The following is a 22,153-nucleotide window of genomic DNA, read 5'->3' as shown; positions in this document are numbered from 1 at the left end:
TCGGATGGGCCTTTTTTGTTGTCCGTGCAAATTGTTCAATTATTGAACAATCGCCATACATGACTGACCGAAAAGTCAGGCATGTATGGCAAGGCCTATCACTGCACTGCGGACTCCTGAACCACACGAATAACCCGCTGTGGAAATGGAATATCGATGCCGGCCTCTCTCAGGCGATCACGAGACAGTTCATTGAACATGAACATCACATCCCAATAATCCGCTGTCTTCACCCAGACACGCAGGGAAACAGTGATAGAACTGTCACCCAATGTCGAAATGACTGCCTGAGGTTCCGGGTCAGTCAATACACGCGGATCCTTGGCCAACTCCAGCAACACTTGCCGGGCTTTCTGCAAGTCCGCTTCATAATCGACGCCCACATCAAACACGACTTTGCGGGTCGGCTGGCGATTGGTGTTGGTGATAATGCCGTTGGACAGATTACCGTTGGGCACGATGATGGTCTTGTTGTCACCGGTGCGCAGTACGGTATGGAAAATCTGGATACTGTCGACGGTGCCGGCAATCCCCTGGGCTTCGATCCAGTCGCCGATACGAAACGGACGGAACAGCAAAATCAACACGCCGCCGGCGAAGTTCGCCAGGCTGCCCTGCAAAGCCAGGCCAATGGCCAGGCCCGCCGCACCAATCGCTGCCACAAACGAAGTGGTTTCCACACCGATCATCGAGGCCACGCTGACGACCAGCAGGATCTTGAGGATGATGTTCGCCAGGCTGCTGATAAAGCCCTGCAGCGCCAGGTCGGCATTGCGCAATGCAATCAGACCGCCGAGCTTTTTCGTGACTTTGTTGATCAGCCACCAGCCGATGGCCAGGGTGATGACCGCCAGCAGTACGCGACTGCCGTATTCCATGATCATCGGGATCCAGGTTTGGGATACCTTGACCAGGTTGTCTACCTCAGCGCTTAAATCCATCTACTTTCTCCTGTTTTCCGGCTATGCGGCATGCGTAAAAAAGCGGCAGAAAGATCGAACCGCGACGGGTTCAATCGTTTCTGCCGTTGCTTGGGTCTGCGACGTCACAAACGCCAAGAGGTTCCCGCTCAAGGTCAGTCGCGGAAGTTGTTGAATTGCAGCGGCATACCGAACTCCTTGGCCCGCAGCACAGCAATGGCTTCTTGCAGGTCATCACGCTTCTTGCCGGTAATACGAACCTGCTCGCCCTGAATGGCCGCCTGGACCTTGAGCTTGGCATCTTTGACGTGAGCGACGATTTTCTTCGCCAGTTCCTTGTCGATGCCTTCCTTGAGGACAGCTTCCTGCTTCATCAGCTTGCCCGACGCGAAGGCATCCTTGACTTCAAGGCACTGCACGTCGATTTTGCGCTTGACCAGAGCCAGCTTGAGGATCTCAATCATCGCTTCGAGCTGGAAATCCGCTTCTGCGGTCAGGTTGACGGTCAGGTCTTTTTCCTTGAACTCGAAGCTGCCTTTGCCTTTCAGGTCATAACGACGATCGAGTTCCTTGACGGCGTTCTCGACCGCGTTGGTGACTTCGTGTTTGTCCAGTTCGGATACCACGTCGAACGACGGCATGTAATCTCTCCAAATTTAAAGGCGCACCGATGGAGCGCGCCTGGCTTGCGGTTAAAATCCGCGCTGATTATAACGGGTCTTTCCCATCATTCACTGTGAGCTGCCGATGCACGCCTTAAACAGAGCAAAAAGCTGATGTCCACCACCTGGCATGTACTCGGCGCCGGCAGCCTCGGCACTTTATGGGCGACACGCCTGGCCCGCGCTGGCGTGCCGGTCAGGCTGATCCTGCGGGACACCGCGAGACTGCAGGCCTATGAGGCTGCAGGCGGATTGACACTGGTGGAACACGGCCAGGCGCAACACTACGCCGTGCCCGCCGAACCAGCGGACAGCCGCCAGCCGATCAAACGCCTGTTGGTAGCGTGCAAAGCCTACGATACCGAAAGCGCGGTGGCCCGACTGGCGTCACGCCTGGCCCCCGGCGCCGAGCTGATCCTGCTGCAAAATGGCCTGGGCAGTCAGGACGCGGTGGCCGCACAGGTTCCCCAGGCACGCTGCATCTATGCCTCGAGCACCGAAGGCGCCTTCCGCGATGGCGATTGGCGCGTGGTGTTTGCTGGCCATGGCTTCACCTGGCTGGGGGATGCGAGCCATCCGGTCGCGCCGATCTGGCTCGATGACTTGAGCGCTGCCGGCATCCCTCACGAGTGGAGCACCGATATTCTGACCAGGCTGTGGCGCAAGCTGGCCCTCAACTGTGCAATCAACCCGCTGACGGTGCTGCACGATTGCCGCAACGGCGGATTGCAGCAACATCAGTGCGAAGTGGCCACCCTGTGCGGTGAACTGGTGGAGTTGCTTGAGCGTTGCGGTCAGCCGGCGGCGGCTGAAAACCTGCAGCAGGAAGTCGAACGGGTGATTCACGCCACCGCGGCCAATTACTCGTCGATGCATCAGGACGTCACGAGCCAGCGCCGCACGGAAATCAGTTATCTGCTGGGCTACGCCTGCAAAGTCGCCGGACGACATCAACTGAACCTGCCTCACCTCAATCAACTTCAGGCAAGGTTGATCGCTCGCCTGCAAAGCCTTGGATTGCCCAGCGACTGAGCAGCGGCTACGCTGGCCACTTGTTCCTTGTTTGCGATGAATCCGATGCCATTGCGCCAGCGCCTTGAAAACCTGCCCGTCGGCCAGAAATTGCTGGCCGCCCTGCTGGTACTGATGGTCACCGTCCTGCTGGTTGCCAACCTGACCTTTATCAGCGCCGCGTACTACATCTCCCAGGAAAGCATGGCACCCCAGGCCCTGCAGACCATCGGCCGACTGGTATCCAACCCGAGCCTGGCCTCCGAAGCCCTGGCGTCACCGCAAAGCGCCGAGCGCCTGCTGAATGAACTCAACAGCTATTCGCCATTGCGCGCGGCAGCCCTGTATGACGGACAGGGTGAGCGATTGGCGCAACTGCAGCATGGCGACAATCTGGAGCTGCCCAAGCGTTTCCGGCATATCGAAGACTGGCAGGCCACCGAGTTTCGCACCAATCAAGTCATCACCCTGCCCCGCCCCGGCTCGGCACCGGGACATTTGCTGTTGGTCGCCAGCAGTGAACTGCCAGTGGCGTTCTACACCGGGACCCTGACGGCCAGCCTGGGCATTCTGATCTTCAGCGTACTGCTGTGGCTGATCATTGCCCGCCAGATCAAGCGCCTGATCACCCGGCCGATCCACCAGCTCGAAGAGTTGTCGCGGCAGGTCACCCGTGAAGAAAACTACGCACTGCGCGCTTCGCGAGGGAACCACGATGAAATCGGCAGCCTCGCCGAGGCGTTCAACACCATGCTCTCGCGGATCGAGGCCAGGGAGCAGCAACTCAAGCGGGCTCGGGACGACTCCCAGGCCGCTTACGACCAGGCCCAGGGCCTGGCGGAAGAAACCCGTCATACCAACCGCAAGCTGGAGCTCGAAGTCCAGGTGCGCAGCAAGATTGAGAAAAAGCTCACCGGCTTCCAGAACTACCTCAACAGCATCATCGACTCCATGCCGTCGGCGCTGATCGCCCTCGACGAACAGCTCTACGTGACTCAGTGGAACCAGGAAGCCAGCGCCCTGTCCGGCACACGCCTCGATGAAGCCCTGAACCAGCCCATTTTCCTCGCCTTCGAACCGCTCAAGCCGTTCTTGCCGCAACTCAAGGAAACGGTCGAGCAGCATACGGTGGCCAAAATCGAACGTGTCACCTGGCTCAAGGACGACGAGCCCCGCCACTATGCCCTGACTTTCTATCCGCTGATGGGCGGTGCCGGGCGTGGCGTAGTGATCCGGATCGACGACATCACCCAGCGCCTGTCCCTGGAAGAAATGATGGTGCAGTCGGAGAAAATGCTGTCGGTAGGCGGTCTTGCCGCCGGCATGGCTCACGAGATCAACAATCCGCTGGGTGCGATCCTGCACAACGTGCAAAACATTCGCCGACGCCTGTCCCCCGACCTGCCGAAGAACCTTGAAGTGGCCGAACAGGCCGGCATCGAACTGGATACGGTCAATCAGTATCTGAAAATCCGCGAAGTACCGCAGTTGCTCGACGGTATCCAGCAGGCCGGTGCCCGGGCCGCCAAAATCGTCACCCACATGCTCAGTTTCAGCCGTCGCAGCACCCGCCAGATGGCCCCATGCGACCTGCCCGCCCTGATTGATCAAGCGGTGGAAATCGCCGGCAACGATTTCGACCTGGCGATTGGCTTCGACTTCAAGGGCCAGGCCATCATTCGTCAGTTCGACCCGGCGCTGGGCCCGGTCCCCGGCACCGCCAACGAACTGGAGCAAGTACTGCTCAACCTGCTGAAAAACGCTGCGCAAGCCATTCACCAGCGCGAAGACGACAGCGAGCCGGGGCGGATCATTCTGCGCACCCGGCTGAACCCGCCGTGGGCGGAAATCCAGGTCGAGGACAACGGCATCGGCATGAGTGAAAGCGTGCGCAAACGCACCTTCGAACCCTTCTTCACCACCAAGGAAATCGGACAGGGCACCGGACTTGGGCTGTCGGTGTCGTACTTCATCATCACCAATAACCACAAGGGGCAGATGGAAGTGCAATCGACCCTGGGCCAAGGCACTTGCTTCACCTTGCGCCTGCCCCTGGCGAGCACGCCACCTGTCGCGCAAGAACTCAATCTGCTATCGAGGTAACCATGGGCTTTCGTTTGTCGAAGATTTACACCCGCACTGGCGACAAAGGCGAGACCGGGCTGGGCGATGGCCGTCGCGTCCCCAAGGATCACCCGCGGATCGAGGCCATTGGCGAAGTCGATACGCTCAACAGTCAGGTGGGCGTGTTGCTGGCCGGGTTGGCGGCACAAACGGATACTGTTGCAGGTTTGCAGGAAGTGATCGAGGTTTTGGCGCCTTGCCAGCATCGATTGTTCGATCTGGGCGGTGAGCTGGCAATGCCGGTGTATCAGGCCTTGAATGCAGCGGAAATCGAGCGCCTGGAAGCGGCAATCGATGTGTGGAATGAAGAGTTGGGACCACTGGAAAACTTCATCTTGCCCGGCGGTTCAGCGTTGATTGCCCAGGCCCATGTTTGCCGAAGCCTGGCCCGCAGTGCCGAGCGGCGGTGTCAGCAATTGAATGCGATTGAGCCGTTGGCCGGGGTTGGCCTGGCGTACATCAATCGGCTGTCGGATTTGTTGTTTGTGGTGGCGCGGCTGATTGCCAAGCGTCAGGGAGTGGCGGAGATTCTATGGCAGCCGGCGGCGAAGCCTGAGGTTTAGCCGGCGTCTGTCAGGGCCCCTTCGCGAGCAAGCCCGCTCCCACATTTTGATCGAGTTCCTTCAGGAAGAACTCGACCACCTGTGGGAGCGGGCTTGCTCGCGAAAGGGCCAGCAGGAGCGCTACAAAATCAGGCCTCAGGCCAGAACGCCCGAATCCCTGCCACACCCTGCGCACCCGCCGCCCAGGCTTTCTCAACCTCGGCCGGGCCAACGCCACCCAGCAGGAACACCGGCTTGCTGAAGCCCTCGATCAAGCTCGACGCCTGCTCCCAACCCAACGGCTCGGCGCCGGGGTGAGTCAGGGTGGGTTGCACCGGCGACAGGGTCACGAAATCCACCCCCATCTGTTCGGCCAGCGCCAGCTCTTCAGCGTTATGGCACGATGCCGCCAGCCAGCGCGAAGCCGGTAGCGGTCGGCCAGCCGCTGCGTATTTGCGCAACTGCGCCGAAGTGATGTGCCAACCCGCGGACGGGAAATCACCCAACCATTCGAACGGCCCCTTGATCATCAATTGTGCCTTGCCGGCGCACAGGCCCACCGCATCGACAGCCAGGTCGCGATACTTGGGATCGTAACCGTTCGGTGCGCGCAGCTGGATCAGCTTGATGCCACCGGCAATGGCTTTCTGGATGCCTCGCAGCAACGCCGGGGTTTCCAGATCTTCCGGGGTAATCAGGTACTGCGACGGCAATCGGGCCGCCGCGACGATCGGCTGATTGGCCGCTGGAAACTCGTAACCCGACAGGTCGCGGGGCGACACCCAGGCCAGCGGTTGGCCTTCGGCGCCGTGGGGCTCGCCGGTAAACGCCGAGACTTCCCAGACATCCAGCAACACCTGCTTGTCCGGATAATCGTGCCGGACCTTGATCAGCGGGCGCGCCGCTTCGACCACGATGCCCAACTCTTCATGGAGTTCGCGGGCCAGTGCGGTTTCGACCGACTCGTCGGCCTCGACCTTGCCCCCGGGAAACTCCCACAGGCCACCCTGATGCTGTGAATCGGCACGGCGGGCGATCAGGATCTGGCCGCTGCCATCGCGGATGACGGCGGCGGCGACATGAACTCGCTTCACTTTTCCAGCTCCTCCAGTCCGGCCTTCTGCCAGGCCTTGAACGCCGGCCATTGGTAGAGGGTTTCAACATAGGCTTCGTCAGCCGCGGACAGTTTCACCCGATAGGTGCGCAGGCGCACGGCGATGGGGGCAAAGAACGCGTCGGCCAACGTGAGGCGGCCAAACAGGTACGGACCGCTCTCGGTCGCGGCAGCACGGCACTCGGCCCACAACGCCGACATGCGTTCGATGTCGCCCTGAACGTCAGCCGGAACCGGCGACAAAGGGGCGTCATGGCTCAGGTCGAACGGCATGTTGCCGCGCATGGCGAAAAAGCCACTGTGCATCTGTGCGCACGCCGAACGCGCCTGGGCACGGGCGGCGGTGTCTTTGGGCCACAGGTTCGCGTCGGGGAACCGTTCTGCCAGGTATTCGGCAATCGCCAGGGAGTCGGCGATGGTGCCGTGTTCGGTCTTCAGCAGCGGGACCTTGGCGGTCGGCGAATGCTTGAGCAGGCGCTCGCGGGTGTCCGGCTGGTTCAGCTTGATCAGTTCTTCGGTGTAGGAGGCGCCAGCCAGATCGAGGGCCAGAGCGCCGCGCAGGGACCAGGAGGAATGCAGTTTGTCGCCGATGATCAGGTGCAGGCTCATGTTCGGGGTGCCTTCTCGTCAGGGTAACAAGCCAGAATATCTAGCGTCTGGTCGTCAGCCTTCGCGAGCAAGCCCGCTCCCACAGTGTCACCATTGAACCCTGTGGGAGCGGGCTTGCTCGCGAATGGAGCGACTCGGTCTTAGGTACGGTACTCGGCGTTGATCTTCACGTACTCGTGGGACAGGTCGGTGGTCCAGATGGTTTCGCTGCAATCGCCACGACCCAGCTCGATACGAATGGTGATTTCTTCCTGCTGCATCACCGCCGCGCCCTGGGCTTCGGTGTAGGTCGCGGCGCGCGCGCCACGGCTGGCAATGCACACGTCACCGAGGAACACGTCGATCTTGCTCACGTCCAGATCCGGCACACCGGCACGGCCAACGGCGGCCAGGATACGGCCCCAGTTCGGATCGGAAGCAAACAATGCCGTCTTGATCAGCGGTGAGTGAGCCACGGTGTAGCCGACATCCAGGCACTCCTGGTGGTTGCCGCCGCCGTTGACTTCAACGGTCACGAACTTGGTCGCACCTTCGCCGTCGCGAACGATGGCCTGGGCCACGTCCATGCACACTTCGAACACCGCCTGCTTCAACTTGGCGAACAGTTCGCCCTCGGCGCGGGTGATTTCCGGCAGCGCAGCCTGACCGGTGGCGATCAGCATGCAGCAGTCGTTGGTCGACGTATCGCCATCGATGGTGATGCGGTTGAACGACTTGTTGGCGCCATCGAGCATCAGGTTTTGCAACACATCGCGGGAGACTTTGGCGTCGGTCGCGATGTAACCAAGCATGGTCGCCATGTTCGGGCGAATCATGCCGGCACCTTTGCTGATGCCGGTCACGGTGACGGTCACGCCGTCGTGCTGGAACTGGCGGCTGGCACCTTTGGGCAGGGTGTCGGTGGTCATGATGCCGGTGGCGGCAGCTTCCCAGTTGTGGATCGACAGGTCGTCGAGAGCCGCTTGCAGCGCGCCTTCGATTTTCTCCACAGGCAACGGTTCGCCGATCACACCGGTGGAGTACGGTAGCACCTGGCTGGCTTCGACGCCGGTCAGCTCAGCCAGCTTGGCGCAAGTGCGCTCGGCGGCGGCCAGGCCTGGCTCGCCGGTACCGGCGTTGGCATTGCCGGTGTTGGTCAGCAGGTAACGCACAGGGCCTTGTACGCGTTGCCTGGCCAGGATCACCGGGGCGGCGCAAAAGGCGTTCAGGGTGAACACGCCGGCCACCGTGGAGCCTTCAACACAGCGCATGACCACAACATCCTTGCGCCCCGGGCGCTTGATGCCAGCCGAGGCGATACCGAGTTCAAAACCGGCAACCGGGTGCAACGTTGGCAAAGGACCAAGACCAACAGCCATGAATGCGCTCCTTTATAAATGATGTCAGCACCGTTTCAGCAAGACGGTGGTTCGAATGGTAAAACGCCGCGACGGCAGAAGCCGGTCGCGGCGCGGGTATTTCAGCGATTGAAACGGGTTTTACTGGATCTGCCCGTGGCAATGCTTGAATTTCTTGCCCGAACCGCAGTAGCACAGCTCATTGCGACCCAGCTTGTGCTCGCTGCGAACCGGGGCAGCGGCGAGCGCCACATCGACCTCTTCGCCCAGCACTTCCGGTTGCTCCAGGCCTGGAGCTTCTTCATGCAGGAACTGCATGCGAGCGGCCAATGCCTCGGCTTCCTGGCGCAGGCGCTGCTCTTCCTCGATTGGATCTTCGCGGCGAACCTGAACGTGGGACAGCACACGGATCGAGTCGCGCTTGATCGAGTCCAGCAGCTCGGAGAACAGGGTGAACGACTCGCGCTTGTATTCCTGTTTCGGGTTCTTCTGGGCATAACCACGCAAGTGGATACCGTGACGCAGGTGGTCCATGGTCGACAGGTGGTCTTTCCACAGGTCGTCCAGAACGCGCAGAACGATTTGCTTCTCGAAGGTGCGCAGCGCTTCGGCGCCCGCCTGGTCTTCTTTCTCGTTGTACGCCGCGATGAGCTCGTTCATGAGCTTCTCGCGCAGGGTTTCTTCGTACAGGTGATCGTCTTCGTCGAGCCATTGCTGGATCGGCAGTGTCACACCGAAGTCGCTCTGCAACGCAGCTTCCAGACCGGCCACGTCCCACTGCTCAGGCAGTGATTGCGGAGGAATGTGTGCGCTGACGGTGGCGTTGAGCACGTCCTGACGGAAGTCGGCGATGGTTTCGCCAATGTTGTCGGCGGCCAGCAACGTGTTACGCATGTGATAGATCACTTTACGCTGTTCGTTGTTGACGTCGTCGAACTCGAGCAGTTGCTTGCGGATGTCGAAGTTGCGGCCTTCAACCTTGCGCTGGGCCTTTTCAATGGCGTTGGTCACCATGCGGTGCTCGATCGCCTCGCCAGGCTGCATGCCCAGGGCCTTCATGAAGTTCTTCACCCGGTCAGAGGCGAAGATGCGCATCAGGCTGTCTTCCAGCGACAGGTAGAAACGGCTGGAACCGGCGTCGCCCTGACGACCGGCACGACCACGCAGCTGGTTGTCGATACGGCGCGATTCGTGACGCTCGGACGCAATCACCTGCAAACCACCCGATTCGAGCACTTGCTGGTGACGCTTCTGCCAGTCGGCCTTGATCTGGGCAATCTGCTCAGGGGTCGGGTTTTCCAGGGAAGCCACTTCCACTTCCCAGTTGCCGCCCAACAGGATGTCGGTACCACGACCGGCCATGTTGGTGGCGATGGTCAGTGCACCCGGGCGACCGGCCTGGGCAATGATCTCGGCTTCCTTTTCGTGGAACTTGGCGTTCAGGACCTTGTGTTCGATGCCTTCCTTCACGAGCAGGTTGGACATGTGCTCGGAGGTTTCGATGGTGGCGGTACCCACCAGCACCGGACGACCTGCGGCCATGCTTTCCTTGATGTCGGCCACGATTGCCGCGTATTTCTCGTCGGCGGTCAGGAACACCAGGTCGTTGTAGTCTTTACGGGCCAGCGGCTTGTTCGGTGGAATCACCATGACCTGCAGGCCATAGATCTGGTGGAACTCGAACGCTTCGGTGTCGGCTGTACCGGTCATGCCGGACAGTTTGTTGTACAGACGGAAGTAGTTCTGGAAGGTGGTCGACGCCAGTGTCTGGCTTTCGGCCTGGATGTTCAGGTTTTCCTTGGCTTCGATGGCCTGGTGCAGGCCTTCGGACAAACGGCGACCCGGCATGGTACGGCCGGTGTGTTCGTCGACCAGTACGACCTGACCGTCCTGCACGATGTATTCGACGTTGCGATGGAACAGCTTGTGCGCGCGCAGGCCGGCGTAGACGTGAGTCAGCAGGCTCAGGTTGTGCGCCGAATACAGGCTTTCGCCCTCAGCCAGCAGGCCAATGCGGGTCAGCGTTTCTTCGACGTACTGGTGACCGGCTTCGTTGAGTTCGACCTGACGGGTCTTCTCGTCGACGGTGTAGTGACCGGCCTGGGTCACTTCGCCTTCGACTTCTTCAACGTGCAGCTTGAGCTGCGGGATCAGCTTGTTGACCTCGATGTACAGCTTGGAGCTGTCTTCGGCCTGACCGGAGATGATCAGCGGCGTACGGGCTTCGTCGATGAGAATGGAGTCGACTTCGTCGATCACGGCAAAATTGAGTTCGCGCTGGAATTTTTCTTCCATGCTGAACGCCATGTTGTCGCGCAGGTAATCGAACCCGAATTCGTTGTTGGTGCCGTAGGTGATGTCGGCGGCGTAGGCAGCACGCTTCTCTTCCGGCGGCTGGAACGGCGTGACAACGCCGACCGTCAGGCCGAGGAATTCATACAGCGGGCGCATCCAGTTGGCGTCACGGCGGGCCAGGTAGTCGTTCACCGTCACAACGTGCACGCCGTTGCCGGACAGCGCGTTGAGGTAAACGCCCAGTGTTGCCACCAGGGTCTTGCCTTCACCGGTACGCATTTCCGCGATCATGCCTTCATGCAAGGTCATGCCGCCGATCAGCTGGACATCGAAGTGGCGCATGCCCATGACACGCTTGCCGGCTTCGCGGGCGACCGCAAAGGCTTCTGGCAGCAGTTTGTCGAGGGATTCCCCTTTGGCGATGCGGGCCTTGAACTCGCTGGTCTTGGCACGCAATTGATCGTCCGAAAGGGCCACCATTTGCTCTTCGAAGGCATTGACGAGTTGCACCGTCTTGAGCATGCGTTTGACTTCACGCTCGTTCTTGCTTCCAAAAAGTTTCTTTAACAAAGGCGCAAACATATCGGCAGGATCTTCCACACTAAAGGGATGGAGGGCGGCCCCGTGAGTCGCCCGTGCAGCCCTCATGGCCGCATGCGAACGAGCATTCTACCCGGAAACGGTGGTGAGGAAAGTGGCGATATTCCACGATGCTGGCACAGCGCTTTGACGGGGCTCACTTAAAATAGGGGCGTTTTGCTCAACTTCAAGCCGTTCAAGGCAGAAGTTAGTTGTTGATTTAATGGGTAAAGCACCCACAAAAGCAATGGGCGGGTGCATCCGGCGCTTTCTGCTACCATTGCGCCTCTGTTACTTCAGGTGTCTGATCATGGCATTTCGCCCACTTACGGCCAAAGTACCCGCCGTTCTATTACGCGAAGCCAAGCCGCTGAAAGCCATTCTCGGCCACGCTCAACGCCTGGGTCATTTGCAACGTTTGCTCGAAAGCCAATTGCAACCCGCCGCTCGCGAGCATTGCCACGTGGCGTCCTGGCGCGAAGGCAGTTTGTTGCTGATTGTCACCGACGGCCATTGGGCAACCCGCCTGCGCTACCAGCAGAAGCGCCTGCAGCGGCAACTGCAACTGTTCGACGAGTTCGCCAACCTGACGCGAATCCTGTTCAAGGTGCAGCCACCGACCGTCCAGCGGGGCGCGGCCGGGCACACCATGGATCTGTCGGATGATGCGGCCGCGACCATCCAGGCCACGGCCGACGGGATCAGCGACCCGAATCTGCGGGCAGCGCTGGAGCGACTGGCGGCGCACGCCAAGACCAGAACCTGACACAGAAACCATGTGGGAGCGGGCTTGCTCGCGAATGGGTTTACCAATCGACATTTTCGTTGAATGACACACCGCATTCGCGAGCAAGCCCGCTCCCACATTGACTGTGTTCGCTCAAGCTAGCGGCGTTTGCTGCCGCCCAGCAATGAGCCCATCAAGCCGCGCACCAACTGTCGGCCAAGCTGGTTCGCCGCCTGTTGCATCGCCGATTTCAGCGCCTTGCCTGCTGCCGTACCGAGGAATTCGCCGGCCTGTTCGGTGAAACTCGGTTCCTGTTTGCCCTGCTCCGCTTCGGGCTCGGGCGCCAGGCCCTTGCGCCCCATCAGCACTTCATAGGCCGATTCGCGGTCAATCGGCTTGTCATAACGCCCCTGCAACGGCGAACCGGCAATCAACGCCGTACGCTCGGCACCGGTCAAAGGCCCGATCCGCGATTGCGGCGGCGCGACCAGCACCCGCTGGACCATTTCCGGGGTGCCTTTTTCCTGCAGCGTGCCGACCAGCGCTTCGCCGATCCCGAGTTCGGTCAACACCGACAACGTATCAAACGCCGGATTCGGCCGGAAACCTTCGGCCACTGCGCGCAGGGACTTTTGCTCCTTGGCGGTAAACGCACGCAGACCGTGCTGGATGCGCAAGCCCAGCTGAGCCAGCACATCATCCGGCAGGTCACCCGGCGACTGGGTGACGAAATACACGCCCACGCCTTTTGAACGAATCAGCCTCACCACTTGTTCCAGACGATCACGCAATGCCTGGGGCGTGCCGTTGAACAACAAGTGGGCCTCGTCGAAGAACAGCGCCAGCAAGGGTTTGTCGGCATCGCCACGCTCCGGCAGTTGCTCGAACAGCTCGGCCAGCAGCCACAGCAGGAACGTCGCGTAGACTTTCGGCGCTTCATGCACCAGACGGCTGGCATCCAGCAAATGGATGCGCCCGCGGCCATCGGCAGTGGGTTGGAGAATGTCTTCGAGTTGCAGCGCCGGCTCGCCGAACAAGGCTTCGGCGCCCTGTTGCTCCAGCGTCGCCAGACGTCGCAGCAGCGCCTGGCTGGAGCCGGTGGTCATCAATGCCGCATCGTCGCCCAGCAACTCGGGGTGGTCCCGCAGGTGATTGAGCAACGCCTTCAGATCCTTGAGATCGAGCAACAACAGGCCTTCGCGGTCCGCCACCTTGAACGCCGCGTACAGCGCCGACTGCTGACTGTCGGTCAGTTCCAGCAGGCTGCCCAACAGCAGCGGCCCCATTTCACTCAAGGTTGTGCGTAAAGGATGACCGGACTGACCCTGTACGTCCCACAACGTTACCGGATAAGCCTGAGGCTTGTGGTTGAGCCACTGCATCCCGGCAATCCGCTCGGCGACCTTGCCCTGGGGGTTGCCCGCGGCACCGAGGCCGCACAGGTCACCCTTGATGTCGGCGGCGAACACCGCCACACCGGCATCGCTGAAAGCTTCGGCCATTCGTTGCAACGTCACGGTTTTTCCGGTGCCAGTCGCGCCCGCGATCAAACCGTGGCGATTCGCCAGGCGCATGGCCTGGGCAATCGGCTGCCCCTTGAGGTCGGCGCCGATAACGAGTTGCAGTGAGTCAGGCATTTGGTCACCCATGATTAATCTTTGGTCCTACACGGCCGATAGAGATAACGACAAAGCAGTCAGACACGATCTGGTAGGAAATTTCCCTAAGGAGAGTCGGAAAATTCAATTGCTTTCAACCTTGCCCTTCGTGCGTCCCTTTATAAAAGCACGCGCTGGACATTAAGACCTTAGCGGAACCCCAAGCCATGAACAAAAATCTGCGTTTCAGCCATAAAATCCTGCTTGCCGCCGCCCTCATTGTTATTGCCGCCTTCGCCTCATTCACGCTGTACAACGACTATTTGCAGCGCAATGCCATCCGCGAGGACCTCAACAACTATCTCAACGAGATGGGCGACGTCACCGCCAACAACATCCAGACCTGGCTGGCCGGGCGTATTTTGCTGATCGAGAACCTCTCGCAAAACATCGCCATCAACCCCGAACAAGCCAATGTCGCCAGCCTGCTTGAGCAGAAAACCCTGACATCGACCTTCATGGCGTCCTACCTGGGTGATGCCACCGGGCACTTCACCATTCGTCCGGACGCGAAGATGCCCGACGGTTTCGATCCGCGTGTTCGCCCCTGGTACAAAGGCGCCGAAAACAGCAGCACGCCGACCCTGACCGAACCCTACGTCGATGCGGCAACCGGTCAACTGATCATCTCGATGGCCACGGCTTCGAAAAAAGCCGGACAGAGCGTCGGCGTGGTGGGTGGTGACCTGAGCCTGCAAACCCTGATCGCGACCCTCAGCGCCCGCGACTTTGATGGCATGGGCTACGCGTTTCTGGTCAGCGCCGACGGCAAGATCCTGGTTCACCCGGACAAAGCGCTGGTGATGAAACCCCTGAGCGAGGCGTATCCGAAAGATACCCCGCGCATCGGCAACGGCTTCAGCGAAGTGGACGTCGACGGCAAGACTCGCATTGTCAGCTTTACCCCGATCAAGGGCTTGCCTTCGGTCAACTGGTACATCGGTCTGTCGGTCGACAAGGAAAAAGCCTACTCGATGCTCAGCGAGTTCCGCACCTCGGCCGTGGTTGCAACCATCATTGCCGTGGCCATCATCATCGCCCTGCTCGGCATGTTGATTCGCATCCTGATCCAGCCGTTACACGTCATGACCCGCGCCATGGCCGACATCGCCGACGGCGAAGGTGATCTGACCAAACGCCTGACCATCCAGAACAATGACGAATTCGGCACCCTCGGCACCGCGTTCAACCGTTTCGTCGAGCGCATTCACGGCTCGATCCGTGAAGTGTCCTCGGCCACCGGCCAAGTCAACGAAGTGGCGTTGCGCGTGGTCGCGGCTTCCAACTCGTCGATGTTCAACTCCGACCAGCAAGCCTCCCGCACCAGCAGTGTCGCGGCCGCCATTAACCAGCTCGGCGCCGCCGCCCAGGAAATCGCCCGCAATGCGGCGCAGGCTTCGAGCCAGGCCAGCGATGCCCGCAGCCTGGCCGAAGACGGCCAGCAAGTGGTGGACCGTAGCATCGTGGCGATGAATCAACTGTCGAGCATGCTCAGCGCCTCGAGCACCAACATCGAATCGCTGAACAGCAAAACCGTAAACATCGGGCAGATTCTCGAAGTGATCACCAGCATTTCCCAGCAAACCAACTTGCTGGCACTCAATGCCGCGATCGAAGCCGCCCGCGCCGGTGAAGCCGGTCGAGGTTTTGCCGTGGTGGCGGACGAGGTGCGCAACCTGGCACACCGCACGCAGGAATCGGCGCAACAGGTGCAAACCATGATCGAGGAACTGCAAGTCGGTGCCCGGGAATCGGTGAGCACCATGAGCGACAGTCAGCGCCACAGCCAGGACAGTGTGGAAATCGCCAACCTCGCCGGTGAACGTCTGAACAGCGTGACCTTGCGTATCGGGGAAATCGACGGCATGAACCAGTCGGTGGCCACCGCGACCGAAGAACAGACCGCCGTGGTGGAGTCGATCAACGTCGACATCACCGAGATCAACACGCTGAACCAGGAAGGCGTGGAAAACCTGCAATCGACCTTGCGCGCGTGCTCGGACCTTGAGCAGCAGGCGGCTCGACTGAAGCAGCTGGTGGGAAGTTTCAGGATCTGAGGCGCTCTTGCGGGCCCCTTCGCGGGCAAGCCCGCTCCCACAGGAGTCCGGGTGAAGCACAAATTGTGTGAACACTCAAAATACCTGTGGGAGCGGGCTTGCCCGCGAAGGCGGCCTGTCAAACACTACAAAACCCGCTGACACCCCACCCGCACAACCCCAACCGAACATCTATCCTTCATAAAGGTCAACCAAGGGAGTACCGGGACCGGAGGATCGTTCATCGTGCATATCGCTGACATCACCATGTTCTACGCCCCTGCCAGTGGTGGCGTGCGCACTTATCTGGATGCAAAGCACCGTCGCCTGGGCATCAAGCCGGGCATTCGCCACAGTTTGCTGATCCCCGGATCGTCCTTGAGCGAGCAGGATGGAATCTTCACCGTTCCAGCCCCTGCCCTGCCTTTCGGCAAAGGCTATCGCTTCCCGCTGCGTCTCGCGCCCTGGCGCAATGTCCTGCAGGTTTTGCAACCTGACCTGATCGAGGTCGGCGACCCCTACCTCACCGCCTGGGCAGCGTTGGATGCACGGCGGCAACTCGATGTACCGGTCATAGGTTTCTACCACTCGGACCTGCCGCTGCTGGTCAGCAACCGTATGGGCAACTGGGTGACCAACAACGTCGAGGCTTATGTCAGCAAGCTCTACGGCAACTTCGACCGGGTCCTGGCGCCCAGTCGGGTCATGGCCGACAAACTCACCGGACTTGGGGTCAGGAATGTGTTTGTGCAACCCTTGGGCGTCGACCTGCAAACCTTCAATCCCAATGCCAGAGACCCCGAGCTGCGGGCCGAGTTGGGCCTGGACGACAACACCCGGCTGCTGATCTTCGCCGGGCGCGGTTCCAAGGAAAAAAACCTGCCAGTGCTGCTCGACTGCATGAAACGCCTGGGCCGACGCTATCACCTGCTGCTGGTTGGCTCATCGATGCCGACGGCCGTGCCATCCAATGTGACGGTGATCGACGAGTTCTGCCCGGCGCCGCAGGTGGCCCGCCTGATGGCCAGCGCCGACGCATTGCTCCACGCTGGCGATCAGGAAACCTTCGGTCTGGTGATACTCGAAGCCATGGCCAGCGGTATTCCGGTGGTGGCCGTGGCGGCCGGGGCTTTCGAGGAAATCGTCACCGAGGACTGCGGCCGGCTCTGCGCGCCGAACGATCCAGCCGCGATGGCCAGCGCTGTTCGAGAACTGTTCGGCTCGGGCAGCGTAGCGCTGGGCCGCCAAGCGCGGTTACATGTCGAACGACATTACGCCTGGGACACGGTGGTCACCAGTTTGCTGTGCCACTACCACGCCGTGCTCGGCAGCCAATGGCCGCTGACAGCCAATGGTTGAGTCCATGAACAGGCCCGCTTTACTGCTGGTGCTGCACGACGTGGCACCACCCACCTGGGCCGATTACCAACCGTTCGTCAAAGCCGTCGACGCCTTGGGGGACGTGCCGATCACCTGGCTGGTGATTCCGGATTACCACAAACACAACAATCTGGACGCCCATCCGCGGTTTTGCCGCCAGCTCAGTGCCAGGGTCGCCCGGGGCGACGAACTGGCACTGCATGGCTATTTCCATTGCGACGAGGGGCCGATGACCCTCAATCCCAGGGACTGGTTCATGCGTCGGGTCTACACCCAAGAAGGCGAGTTTTATCGTTTGTCACAGGAAGACGCCCTCGCCCGCCTGCGTTCGGGCATCGAGATGTTCCACCGGCATGACTGGCCGCTGGAAGGGTTCGTCGCCCCGGCCTGGTTGATGAGCCAGGGCACTCGCCAGGCATTGCGCCAACTACCGTTGAGTTACACCAGCGATTCGCAGCATTTATACCGTTTACCGGATTTCACCGCGATCGAGGCGCCGGGACTGGTCTGGAGTGCGCGCAGCGCCTGGCGCCGGGGTGTATCGAAGCTCGTCAACGACCGCCGTGAACAACACTGGCAGCACGCCCCGGTGATTCGCCTGGGCTTGCACCCGGTGGACATGCGCCACGAGTTCTCGCACCGATACTGGCTGCGAACCCTCGAGCGCCTGCTCGATGATGGACGCGCTCCGATGACCAAGTCCCAGTGGCTGGCGCTGCAAAACAACCGAATGGGCTGCGCCGCATGAGTCGCGCCCTGCTGTTGCTCGTCGGCCTGCTCGCAGCAGTGCTGATTCCACTGCTGTTGGGCGGCAGCGAAATCGGCTCCCGGCTGAGCGCTTTTCCGCTGCCGTGGCTGTTGATCATGTTCGGCATGATCCTGCTGTGCTGGGGCGTGAACACCCTGCGTTTGCGCCTGCTGCTGGGGGATCAATGCCACAAGGTCGGCCGGCTCAGGAGCCTTGGCGTGGTGATGGCCGCCGAATTTGCCTACTGTGCCACGCCCGGTGGCAGTGGCGGGCCGCTGACGATCATGGCGTTGCTCGCGCGTCACGGCGTGCGTCCGGCCAGGGGCAGTGCCGTGTTTGCCATGGACCAACTGAGCGACTTGCTGTTTTTCCTCTGCGCCCTGAGCGGGATTCTTGTTTACGCCCTGTTCCAGCACCTCAGCCAGCGCATGGAATGGATGCTGATGGTCAGCGCTGTCTCGCTGTTCGGCGGTTTGATCACCTGCGCCATGGTCGCCCGTTATCACCGCTCGTTGATTCGCCTGAGCGGCCGATGGCTCGCCCGAGCCAATGTCAAGGCAGCCACGCGAATGTGCTGGGCGCGCAAGCTCCTGCAGTTTCTGGCGGCGTTTACCGACACGCTGAAATTGCCCGTACAGACCTTGATCAAGGTATTCGTTCTGACCTGTGTGCATTGGCTCCTGCGCTACAGCGTGCTCTATCTGGCGTTGCGCGGGCTCGGCGCGGACTTGCAGTGGGCCTGGAGTTTTCTGATCCAGATGCTGGCGCTCAGTGCCGGGCAATTCAGCCTTCTGCCGGGTGGAGCCGGGGCGGCGGAACTGACGTCGGCGGCGCTATTGGCACCCATGGTCGGGAAGTCCACGGCAGCCGCGGCGATTCTGATCTGGCGGGCGGTGACGTATTACTTCTACTTGCTGGTCGGTGGGCCGGTGTTTTTGCTGATGCTGGGGCGGCCGCTGCTGATGAAGTTGATGAAAATCAGGCAGACCTGAAAAGATCGCAGCCTGCGGCAGCTCCTACAGGGTACGCAGGCTGCGATCTTTTTAATCCGTCAGACTCTTGCTGCAGCTGCTCCCACAACTCGGCGGCCCCCGGAAACTCCGTACCGTCTTCAGGCCCCATGTCATCCGGGTCGTAGCGGCTCAGGCAACCCTCGCCGAGCGTGGCGGGAGCCTTGGATGTGGCTTTGTCCAGTGGATCGGCCATGGTCATGTCCTCGGTGCAGAAACGGCGAAGGGCCTGGAGCGATTGAACGCCCAGGCCCTTCGAATATCAACTGTCCCGCAGGTCTGTCAGAAAACGACGGTTTTGTTGCCGTGCACCAGCACCCGGTCTTCCAGGTGATAACGCAGGCCACGGGCCAGCACCATCTTCTCGACATCGCGGCCGAAACGCACCATGTCTTCGATGCTGTCGCTGTGGCTGACACGCACCACGTCCTGCTCGATGATCGGGCCGGCATCCAGCTCTTCGGTCACATAGTGGCAGGTCGCGCCGATCAGCTTCACACCGCGCAGGGAGGCCTGGTGGTACGGCTTGGCACCGACGAACGACGGCAGGAAGCTGTGGTGAATGTTGATCACCTTGTGCGCATATTCGCTGCACAACTCGGGCGGCAGGATCTGCATGTAGCGGGCCAGCACCACCACTTCGGCGTCGTGCTGCTTGACCAGGCGCGACACCTCGGCGAAAGCCGGCTGCTTGTCCTGCGGATTGACCGGGACGTGGTAGTACGGAATGCCGTGCCACTCCACCATGCTGCGCAAGTCATCATGGTTGGAAATCACGCAGGAAATTTCGCAGTCCAGTTCATCGCTGTGCCATCGATGCAGCAAGTCGGCCAGACAGTGCGACTCGCGACTGGCCATCAGCACGACACGCTTCTTTTGTTCGGTATCGGTGATGCGCCAGTCCATCGAGAACTCTTCGGCGATCGGGGCAAAGGCTTCGCGCAACGCTTCGATACCAAATGGCAGGGAGTCGGCACGGATTTCGTGACGCATGAAGAACCAGCCACTGAGATTGTCCGAGTGATGGCTCGCTTCAGTGATCCAACCGTTGTGTGATGCCAGAAAGTTACTGACTTTGGCAACGATGCCAACACGGTCCGGGCAAGAAATCACCAGACGAAAAGTGCGCATGAGGGGGAAACTCCAGAACTTCGCAAAGGCCGCCATTCTAGCGATTGCGCAGCAAAACTGCAGTATTGTTGACGATTCACTCTGCCGGAAGGTCGGTGCAGCTGGAGGGACAACACCCGTGCCGGTTCGTCCGGATGCTCTAGCGGTGCCGGACAATTGTTAAATTATGTATATCTGACGGACCTGGATCACACTAATAACGGCATTACCAATGTGCGCCCAAGACACGGCAACTAAATTAAATAAAGTTGCCTTAAATGTTTACTTGATGAAACACCGTGACTATTATTGCCGCACTGTCACCTGCCATCCAGCGTACAACATAAGGTAGTTCCCATGTCCTTGATCAACGAATATCGCGCCACCGAAGAAGCTATCAAAGAGCTGCAAGCCCGTTTGAAGAACCTGTCCCAAGACGACAAACTGCAAACCGAGCTGGAATTCGAAGGCAAACTGCGCACCTTGATGGGTGAATACTCCAAGTCCCTGCGTGACATCATCGCGCTGTTGGATCCAGAGTCGAAAACCAAGGCACCACGCGGCGGTGCAGTGAAAACTACCGGCACCAAGCGTGCTCGCAAAGTTAAACAATACAAAAACCCGCACAACGGTGAAGTCATCGAAACCAAAGGTGGCAACCACAAGACTCTGAAAGAGTGGAAAGCCAAGTGGGGCGGCGACGTGGTAGAAGGCTGGGCTACCCTGCTGGGCTAAGCCTCAGAGCTTGTCGCAGATGGATCCGTGACAAAAAAAGAACGCCAGCAAATGCTGGCGTTTTTTTATGCGCGGCTTTTAAGCACCGGCAGGTTCGAATTCAAAGATGCAAACGCTGACGCAGTCCCTCGACATAATCCTGCCACTCACCGAGCACCCCCTGCTGAAACGCAGAGGCACTAACGCTCAATTGGGCCGCGGCCTCTACAAAACTTTCGAGGGTATTTGGCGCCCCCCATCCGGGGTCTGACAAACGCTTCTGACAGAATATTCTCCAGCGCTCTTGCTCCTCGGCATTCAACGTATCGGGAAAGTTGCGTGCGCGATATCGAAACAATAATTCAGGCAAGCGTTCGTCATCGAAAGGCCACTGCTCTTGTGCCAACTGCTTTGGGTCAACGGTTCTGACTTGCTCGCACAAACGCCGGTCCCGATCACCGATGAATCCATCGTATAACTGTTGCTCCGGATCCTGGCTCTGGGAAAAATCTTCGCGGGCATAAATCGCCAGGACTTTATCCAGCCAAACTTTCCGCGCGTCATTTAGCCGCAACACCCGCTGCTGATACAGCGCCATGTCCAGACCCAGGCGCTGCTGATCCTCCTGGCGAAGTACCGACAACGGGGCCACTACCGGGCACTTGTTGATGTGAATCAACTTCAACGGCACCGGCAACTCCCCCTCGGCCAGTTCGTCGTGGCGGGTATACAAGCGCTGACGCAAACTTTCGGCATCCAGGTCGAGCAGGCCCTGGGGATCGAGGTGCAGGTCACAGACAATCAGGGCGTTCTTGTTGCGTGGGTGCCAGGCCAGCGGCAACACCACCCCCACATAGCTGCGCGCCGCCGAAAAGCGCCCGGAAACATGCACCAGCGGTTGCAGCAGGCGTATCTGGTCCATGACTTTTTGCTTGCTGCGTAGTTGAAACAGCCAGGCGTAGAGCTTTGGCTGTTTTTCCCGAATGAGGCGCGCCAGGGCAATCGTCGCGCGAACGTCCGACAGCGCTTCGTGGGCATTGCCATGATCGATGCCATTGGCAGCGGTCAGGCGCTCGAGTTTGAGCGTGACCCGCCCTTCGTCGTCCGTCGGCCATTGCAGGCCATCGGGGCGCAAGGCATAAGCGGCGCGTACCACATCGATCAGGTCCCAGCGGCTGTTGCCGCCCTGCCATTCCCGCGCATAAGGATCGAAAAAGTTTCGGTACAGGCTGTAGCGGGTCATCTCGTCATCGAAACGCAGCGTGTTGTACCCCGCGCCACAGGTACCCGGTGCCGCGAGCTGGGCATGCACCCGTGTCATGAAATCGGCTTCGCTCAAGCCCTGCGCCTGCAGTTGCCCGGGCGTGATTCCCGTGATCGCACAAGCGGCCGGATGCGGCAGGATGTCGTCGCTGGGCTGGCAGTAAAGATTGACCGGCTCGTCGATTTCATTGAGATCGAAGTCGGTGCGCAGGCCGGCCATTTGCAACGGACGGTCGCAACGGGGATTGATGCCAGTGGTTTCGTAGTCGTACCAGAAGATGGAGGTCACGGGCGATTCCTGAACTGAAGATCGG

At 60.1% G+C, this 22,153-nt stretch carries 19 protein-coding genes; 9 read left to right on the top strand and 10 right to left on the bottom strand.

Translation table 11 applies throughout. The features are described 5' to 3' along the window. Positions 1 to 98: 98 nt before the first annotated feature. Together KW846_RS10145 and KW846_RS10140 are read right to left on the bottom strand one after the other, a co-directional pair. Positions 99 to 941: a mechanosensitive ion channel family protein gene (locus KW846_RS10145; protein ID WP_102698379.1), complete on the bottom strand. Its 843-nt coding sequence runs from the start codon at positions 939 to 941 to the stop codon at positions 99 to 101. Between the two features lie 134 nt (positions 942 to 1,075). Beyond that, positions 1,076 to 1,561: a YajQ family cyclic di-GMP-binding protein gene (locus tag KW846_RS10140; protein ID WP_007977344.1), complete on the bottom strand. Its 486-nt coding sequence runs from the start codon at positions 1,559 to 1,561 to the stop codon at positions 1,076 to 1,078. Between the two features lie 135 nt (positions 1,562 to 1,696). Between KW846_RS10140 and KW846_RS10135 the strand changes: the two genes are divergently transcribed. Genes KW846_RS10135 through KW846_RS10125 form a run of 3 tightly spaced genes read left to right on the top strand, consistent with a single transcriptional unit; the run spans position 1,697 to position 5,280 of the window. Then, positions 1,697 to 2,614, top strand: a complete 918-nt coding sequence (locus KW846_RS10135; protein WP_218482140.1) for a putative 2-dehydropantoate 2-reductase — start codon at positions 1,697 to 1,699, stop codon at positions 2,612 to 2,614. Between the two features lie 45 nt (positions 2,615 to 2,659). Next, on the top strand, positions 2,660 to 4,696 hold the full coding sequence (locus KW846_RS10130) for a PAS domain-containing sensor histidine kinase (protein ID WP_116582965.1): 2,037 nt from the start codon (positions 2,660 to 2,662) through the stop codon (positions 4,694 to 4,696). Between the two features lie 2 nt (positions 4,697 to 4,698). Then, entirely contained in the window at positions 4,699 to 5,280 is a 582-nt protein-coding gene (locus KW846_RS10125) for a cob(I)yrinic acid a,c-diamide adenosyltransferase (RefSeq protein ID WP_218482139.1), read from the top strand. 128 nt (positions 5,281 to 5,408) lie between these two features. On the opposite strand, the gene KW846_RS10120 is transcribed toward KW846_RS10125, so the two are convergent. From KW846_RS10120 to secA, 4 genes are all read right to left on the bottom strand, one after another. Further along, positions 5,409 to 6,353 carry a Nudix family hydrolase gene (locus tag KW846_RS10120; RefSeq protein WP_218482138.1) on the bottom strand — a complete coding sequence of 315 codons (945 nt, stop codon included), beginning with the start codon at positions 6,351 to 6,353 and terminating at the stop codon, positions 5,409 to 5,411. Next, the gene (locus tag KW846_RS10115) at positions 6,350 to 6,982 is read right to left on the bottom strand and encodes a glutathione S-transferase family protein (protein ID WP_218482137.1); all 633 of its coding nucleotides are present in this window, start codon (positions 6,980 to 6,982) and stop codon (positions 6,350 to 6,352) included. The genes KW846_RS10120 and KW846_RS10115 overlap by 4 nt, the downstream gene beginning before the upstream one ends. A gap of 140 nt (positions 6,983 to 7,122) precedes the next feature. Next, complete coding sequence (argJ, locus tag KW846_RS10110; protein ID WP_218482136.1) at positions 7,123 to 8,340, bottom strand: bifunctional glutamate N-acetyltransferase/amino-acid acetyltransferase ArgJ; 1,218 nt, start codon at positions 8,338 to 8,340, stop codon at positions 7,123 to 7,125. 120 nt (positions 8,341 to 8,460) lie between these two features. Further along, positions 8,461 to 11,196 (bottom strand): preprotein translocase subunit SecA, encoded by a 2,736-nt coding sequence (gene secA / locus KW846_RS10105; protein ID WP_218482135.1) that lies wholly within the window; start codon positions 11,194 to 11,196, stop codon positions 8,461 to 8,463. A gap of 307 nt (positions 11,197 to 11,503) precedes the next feature. Between secA and KW846_RS10100 the strand changes: the two genes are divergently transcribed. After that, on the top strand, positions 11,504 to 11,959 hold the full coding sequence (locus tag KW846_RS10100; RefSeq protein WP_218482134.1) for a DUF721 domain-containing protein: 456 nt from the start codon (positions 11,504 to 11,506) through the stop codon (positions 11,957 to 11,959). A 119-nt stretch (positions 11,960 to 12,078) separates the two neighbouring features. Here KW846_RS10100 and KW846_RS10095 read toward each other — a convergent pair whose 3' ends face one another. Continuing rightward, entirely contained in the window at positions 12,079 to 13,557 is a 1,479-nt protein-coding gene (locus KW846_RS10095) for a helicase HerA-like domain-containing protein (RefSeq protein ID WP_218482133.1), read from the bottom strand. 188 nt (positions 13,558 to 13,745) lie between these two features. On the opposite strand from KW846_RS10095, the gene KW846_RS10090 reads away from it, so the two are divergent. The 4 genes from KW846_RS10090 to KW846_RS10075 all read left to right on the top strand — a co-directional run bounded on the left by KW846_RS10090 (position 13,746) and on the right by KW846_RS10075 (position 18,734). Next, positions 13,746 to 15,635, top strand: a complete 1,890-nt coding sequence (locus tag KW846_RS10090; RefSeq protein WP_218482132.1) for a methyl-accepting chemotaxis protein — start codon at positions 13,746 to 13,748, stop codon at positions 15,633 to 15,635. 225 nt (positions 15,636 to 15,860) lie between these two features. Further along, positions 15,861 to 16,973: a glycosyltransferase family 1 protein gene (locus tag KW846_RS10085; RefSeq protein ID WP_218482131.1), complete on the top strand. Its 1,113-nt coding sequence runs from the start codon at positions 15,861 to 15,863 to the stop codon at positions 16,971 to 16,973. After that, the gene (locus tag KW846_RS10080) at positions 16,966 to 17,742 is read left to right on the top strand and encodes a DUF2334 domain-containing protein (RefSeq protein ID WP_218482130.1); all 777 of its coding nucleotides are present in this window, start codon (positions 16,966 to 16,968) and stop codon (positions 17,740 to 17,742) included. Before KW846_RS10085 ends, KW846_RS10080 begins: the two co-directional genes overlap by 8 nt. Continuing rightward, on the top strand, positions 17,739 to 18,734 hold the full coding sequence (locus KW846_RS10075; protein WP_218482129.1) for a lysylphosphatidylglycerol synthase transmembrane domain-containing protein: 996 nt from the start codon (positions 17,739 to 17,741) through the stop codon (positions 18,732 to 18,734). Before KW846_RS10080 ends, KW846_RS10075 begins: the two co-directional genes overlap by 4 nt. Here the strand turns inward: KW846_RS10075 and KW846_RS10070 are convergent. Together KW846_RS10070 and purU are read right to left on the bottom strand one after the other, a co-directional pair. Beyond that, entirely contained in the window at positions 18,721 to 18,948 is a 228-nt protein-coding gene (locus KW846_RS10070) for a hypothetical protein (RefSeq protein WP_218482128.1), read from the bottom strand. The genes KW846_RS10075 and KW846_RS10070 overlap by 14 nt on opposite strands. A gap of 86 nt (positions 18,949 to 19,034) precedes the next feature. Then, entirely contained in the window at positions 19,035 to 19,883 is an 849-nt protein-coding gene (gene purU, locus KW846_RS10065; protein ID WP_007977367.1) for a formyltetrahydrofolate deformylase, read from the bottom strand. A 336-nt stretch (positions 19,884 to 20,219) separates the two neighbouring features. On the opposite strand from purU, the gene mvaT reads away from it, so the two are divergent. Continuing rightward, on the top strand, positions 20,220 to 20,597 hold the full coding sequence (mvaT, locus tag KW846_RS10060) for a histone-like nucleoid-structuring protein MvaT (RefSeq protein ID WP_007933316.1): 378 nt from the start codon (positions 20,220 to 20,222) through the stop codon (positions 20,595 to 20,597). 100 nt (positions 20,598 to 20,697) lie between these two features. Here the strand turns inward: mvaT and sbcB are convergent, their stop codons facing one another. Next, a complete protein-coding gene (gene sbcB / locus KW846_RS10055; protein ID WP_116583392.1) occupies positions 20,698 to 22,128 on the bottom strand; it encodes an exodeoxyribonuclease I in 1,431 nt (476 codons plus the stop codon). Between the last annotated feature and the right edge of the window lie 25 nt (positions 22,129 to 22,153).

Source organism: Pseudomonas sp. PDM32 (assembly GCF_019219225.1).
Lineage (GTDB): Bacteria > Pseudomonadota > Gammaproteobacteria > Pseudomonadales > Pseudomonadaceae > Aquipseudomonas > Aquipseudomonas laurylsulfatiphila.
This window is presented reverse-complemented; position numbering and strand designations above follow the sequence as displayed.

Excerpts from the sequence above, each read along its gene's own strand:
- KW846_RS10095 (WP_218482133.1), bottom strand. The coding sequence starts at position 13,557 with ATGCCTGACTCACTGCAACTCGTTATCGGCGCCGACCTCAAGGGGCAG.
- mvaT (WP_007933316.1), top strand. The coding sequence starts at position 20,220 with ATGTCCTTGATCAACGAATATCGCGCCACCGAAGAAGCTATCAAAGAG.
- KW846_RS10090 (WP_218482132.1), top strand. The coding sequence starts at position 13,746 with ATGAACAAAAATCTGCGTTTCAGCCATAAAATCCTGCTTGCCGCCGCC.
- KW846_RS10070 (WP_218482128.1), bottom strand. The coding sequence starts at position 18,948 with ATGGCCGATCCACTGGACAAAGCCACATCCAAGGCTCCCGCCACGCTC.
- purU (WP_007977367.1), bottom strand. The coding sequence starts at position 19,883 with ATGCGCACTTTTCGTCTGGTGATTTCTTGCCCGGACCGTGTTGGCATC.
- argJ (WP_218482136.1), bottom strand. The coding sequence starts at position 8,340 with ATGGCTGTTGGTCTTGGTCCTTTGCCAACGTTGCACCCGGTTGCCGGT.
- KW846_RS10100 (WP_218482134.1), top strand. The coding sequence starts at position 11,504 with ATGGCATTTCGCCCACTTACGGCCAAAGTACCCGCCGTTCTATTACGC.
- KW846_RS10080 (WP_218482130.1), top strand. The coding sequence starts at position 16,966 with ATGGTTGAGTCCATGAACAGGCCCGCTTTACTGCTGGTGCTGCACGAC.
- KW846_RS10140 (WP_007977344.1), bottom strand. The coding sequence starts at position 1,561 with ATGCCGTCGTTCGACGTGGTATCCGAACTGGACAAACACGAAGTCACC.
- secA (WP_218482135.1), bottom strand. The coding sequence starts at position 11,196 with ATGTTTGCGCCTTTGTTAAAGAAACTTTTTGGAAGCAAGAACGAGCGT.
- KW846_RS10115 (WP_218482137.1), bottom strand. The coding sequence starts at position 6,982 with ATGAGCCTGCACCTGATCATCGGCGACAAACTGCATTCCTCCTGGTCC.
- KW846_RS10075 (WP_218482129.1), top strand. The coding sequence starts at position 17,739 with ATGAGTCGCGCCCTGCTGTTGCTCGTCGGCCTGCTCGCAGCAGTGCTG.
- KW846_RS10130 (WP_116582965.1), top strand. The coding sequence starts at position 2,660 with ATGCCATTGCGCCAGCGCCTTGAAAACCTGCCCGTCGGCCAGAAATTG.
- KW846_RS10125 (WP_218482139.1), top strand. The coding sequence starts at position 4,699 with ATGGGCTTTCGTTTGTCGAAGATTTACACCCGCACTGGCGACAAAGGC.
- KW846_RS10145 (WP_102698379.1), bottom strand. The coding sequence starts at position 941 with ATGGATTTAAGCGCTGAGGTAGACAACCTGGTCAAGGTATCCCAAACC.
- KW846_RS10135 (WP_218482140.1), top strand. The coding sequence starts at position 1,697 with ATGTCCACCACCTGGCATGTACTCGGCGCCGGCAGCCTCGGCACTTTA.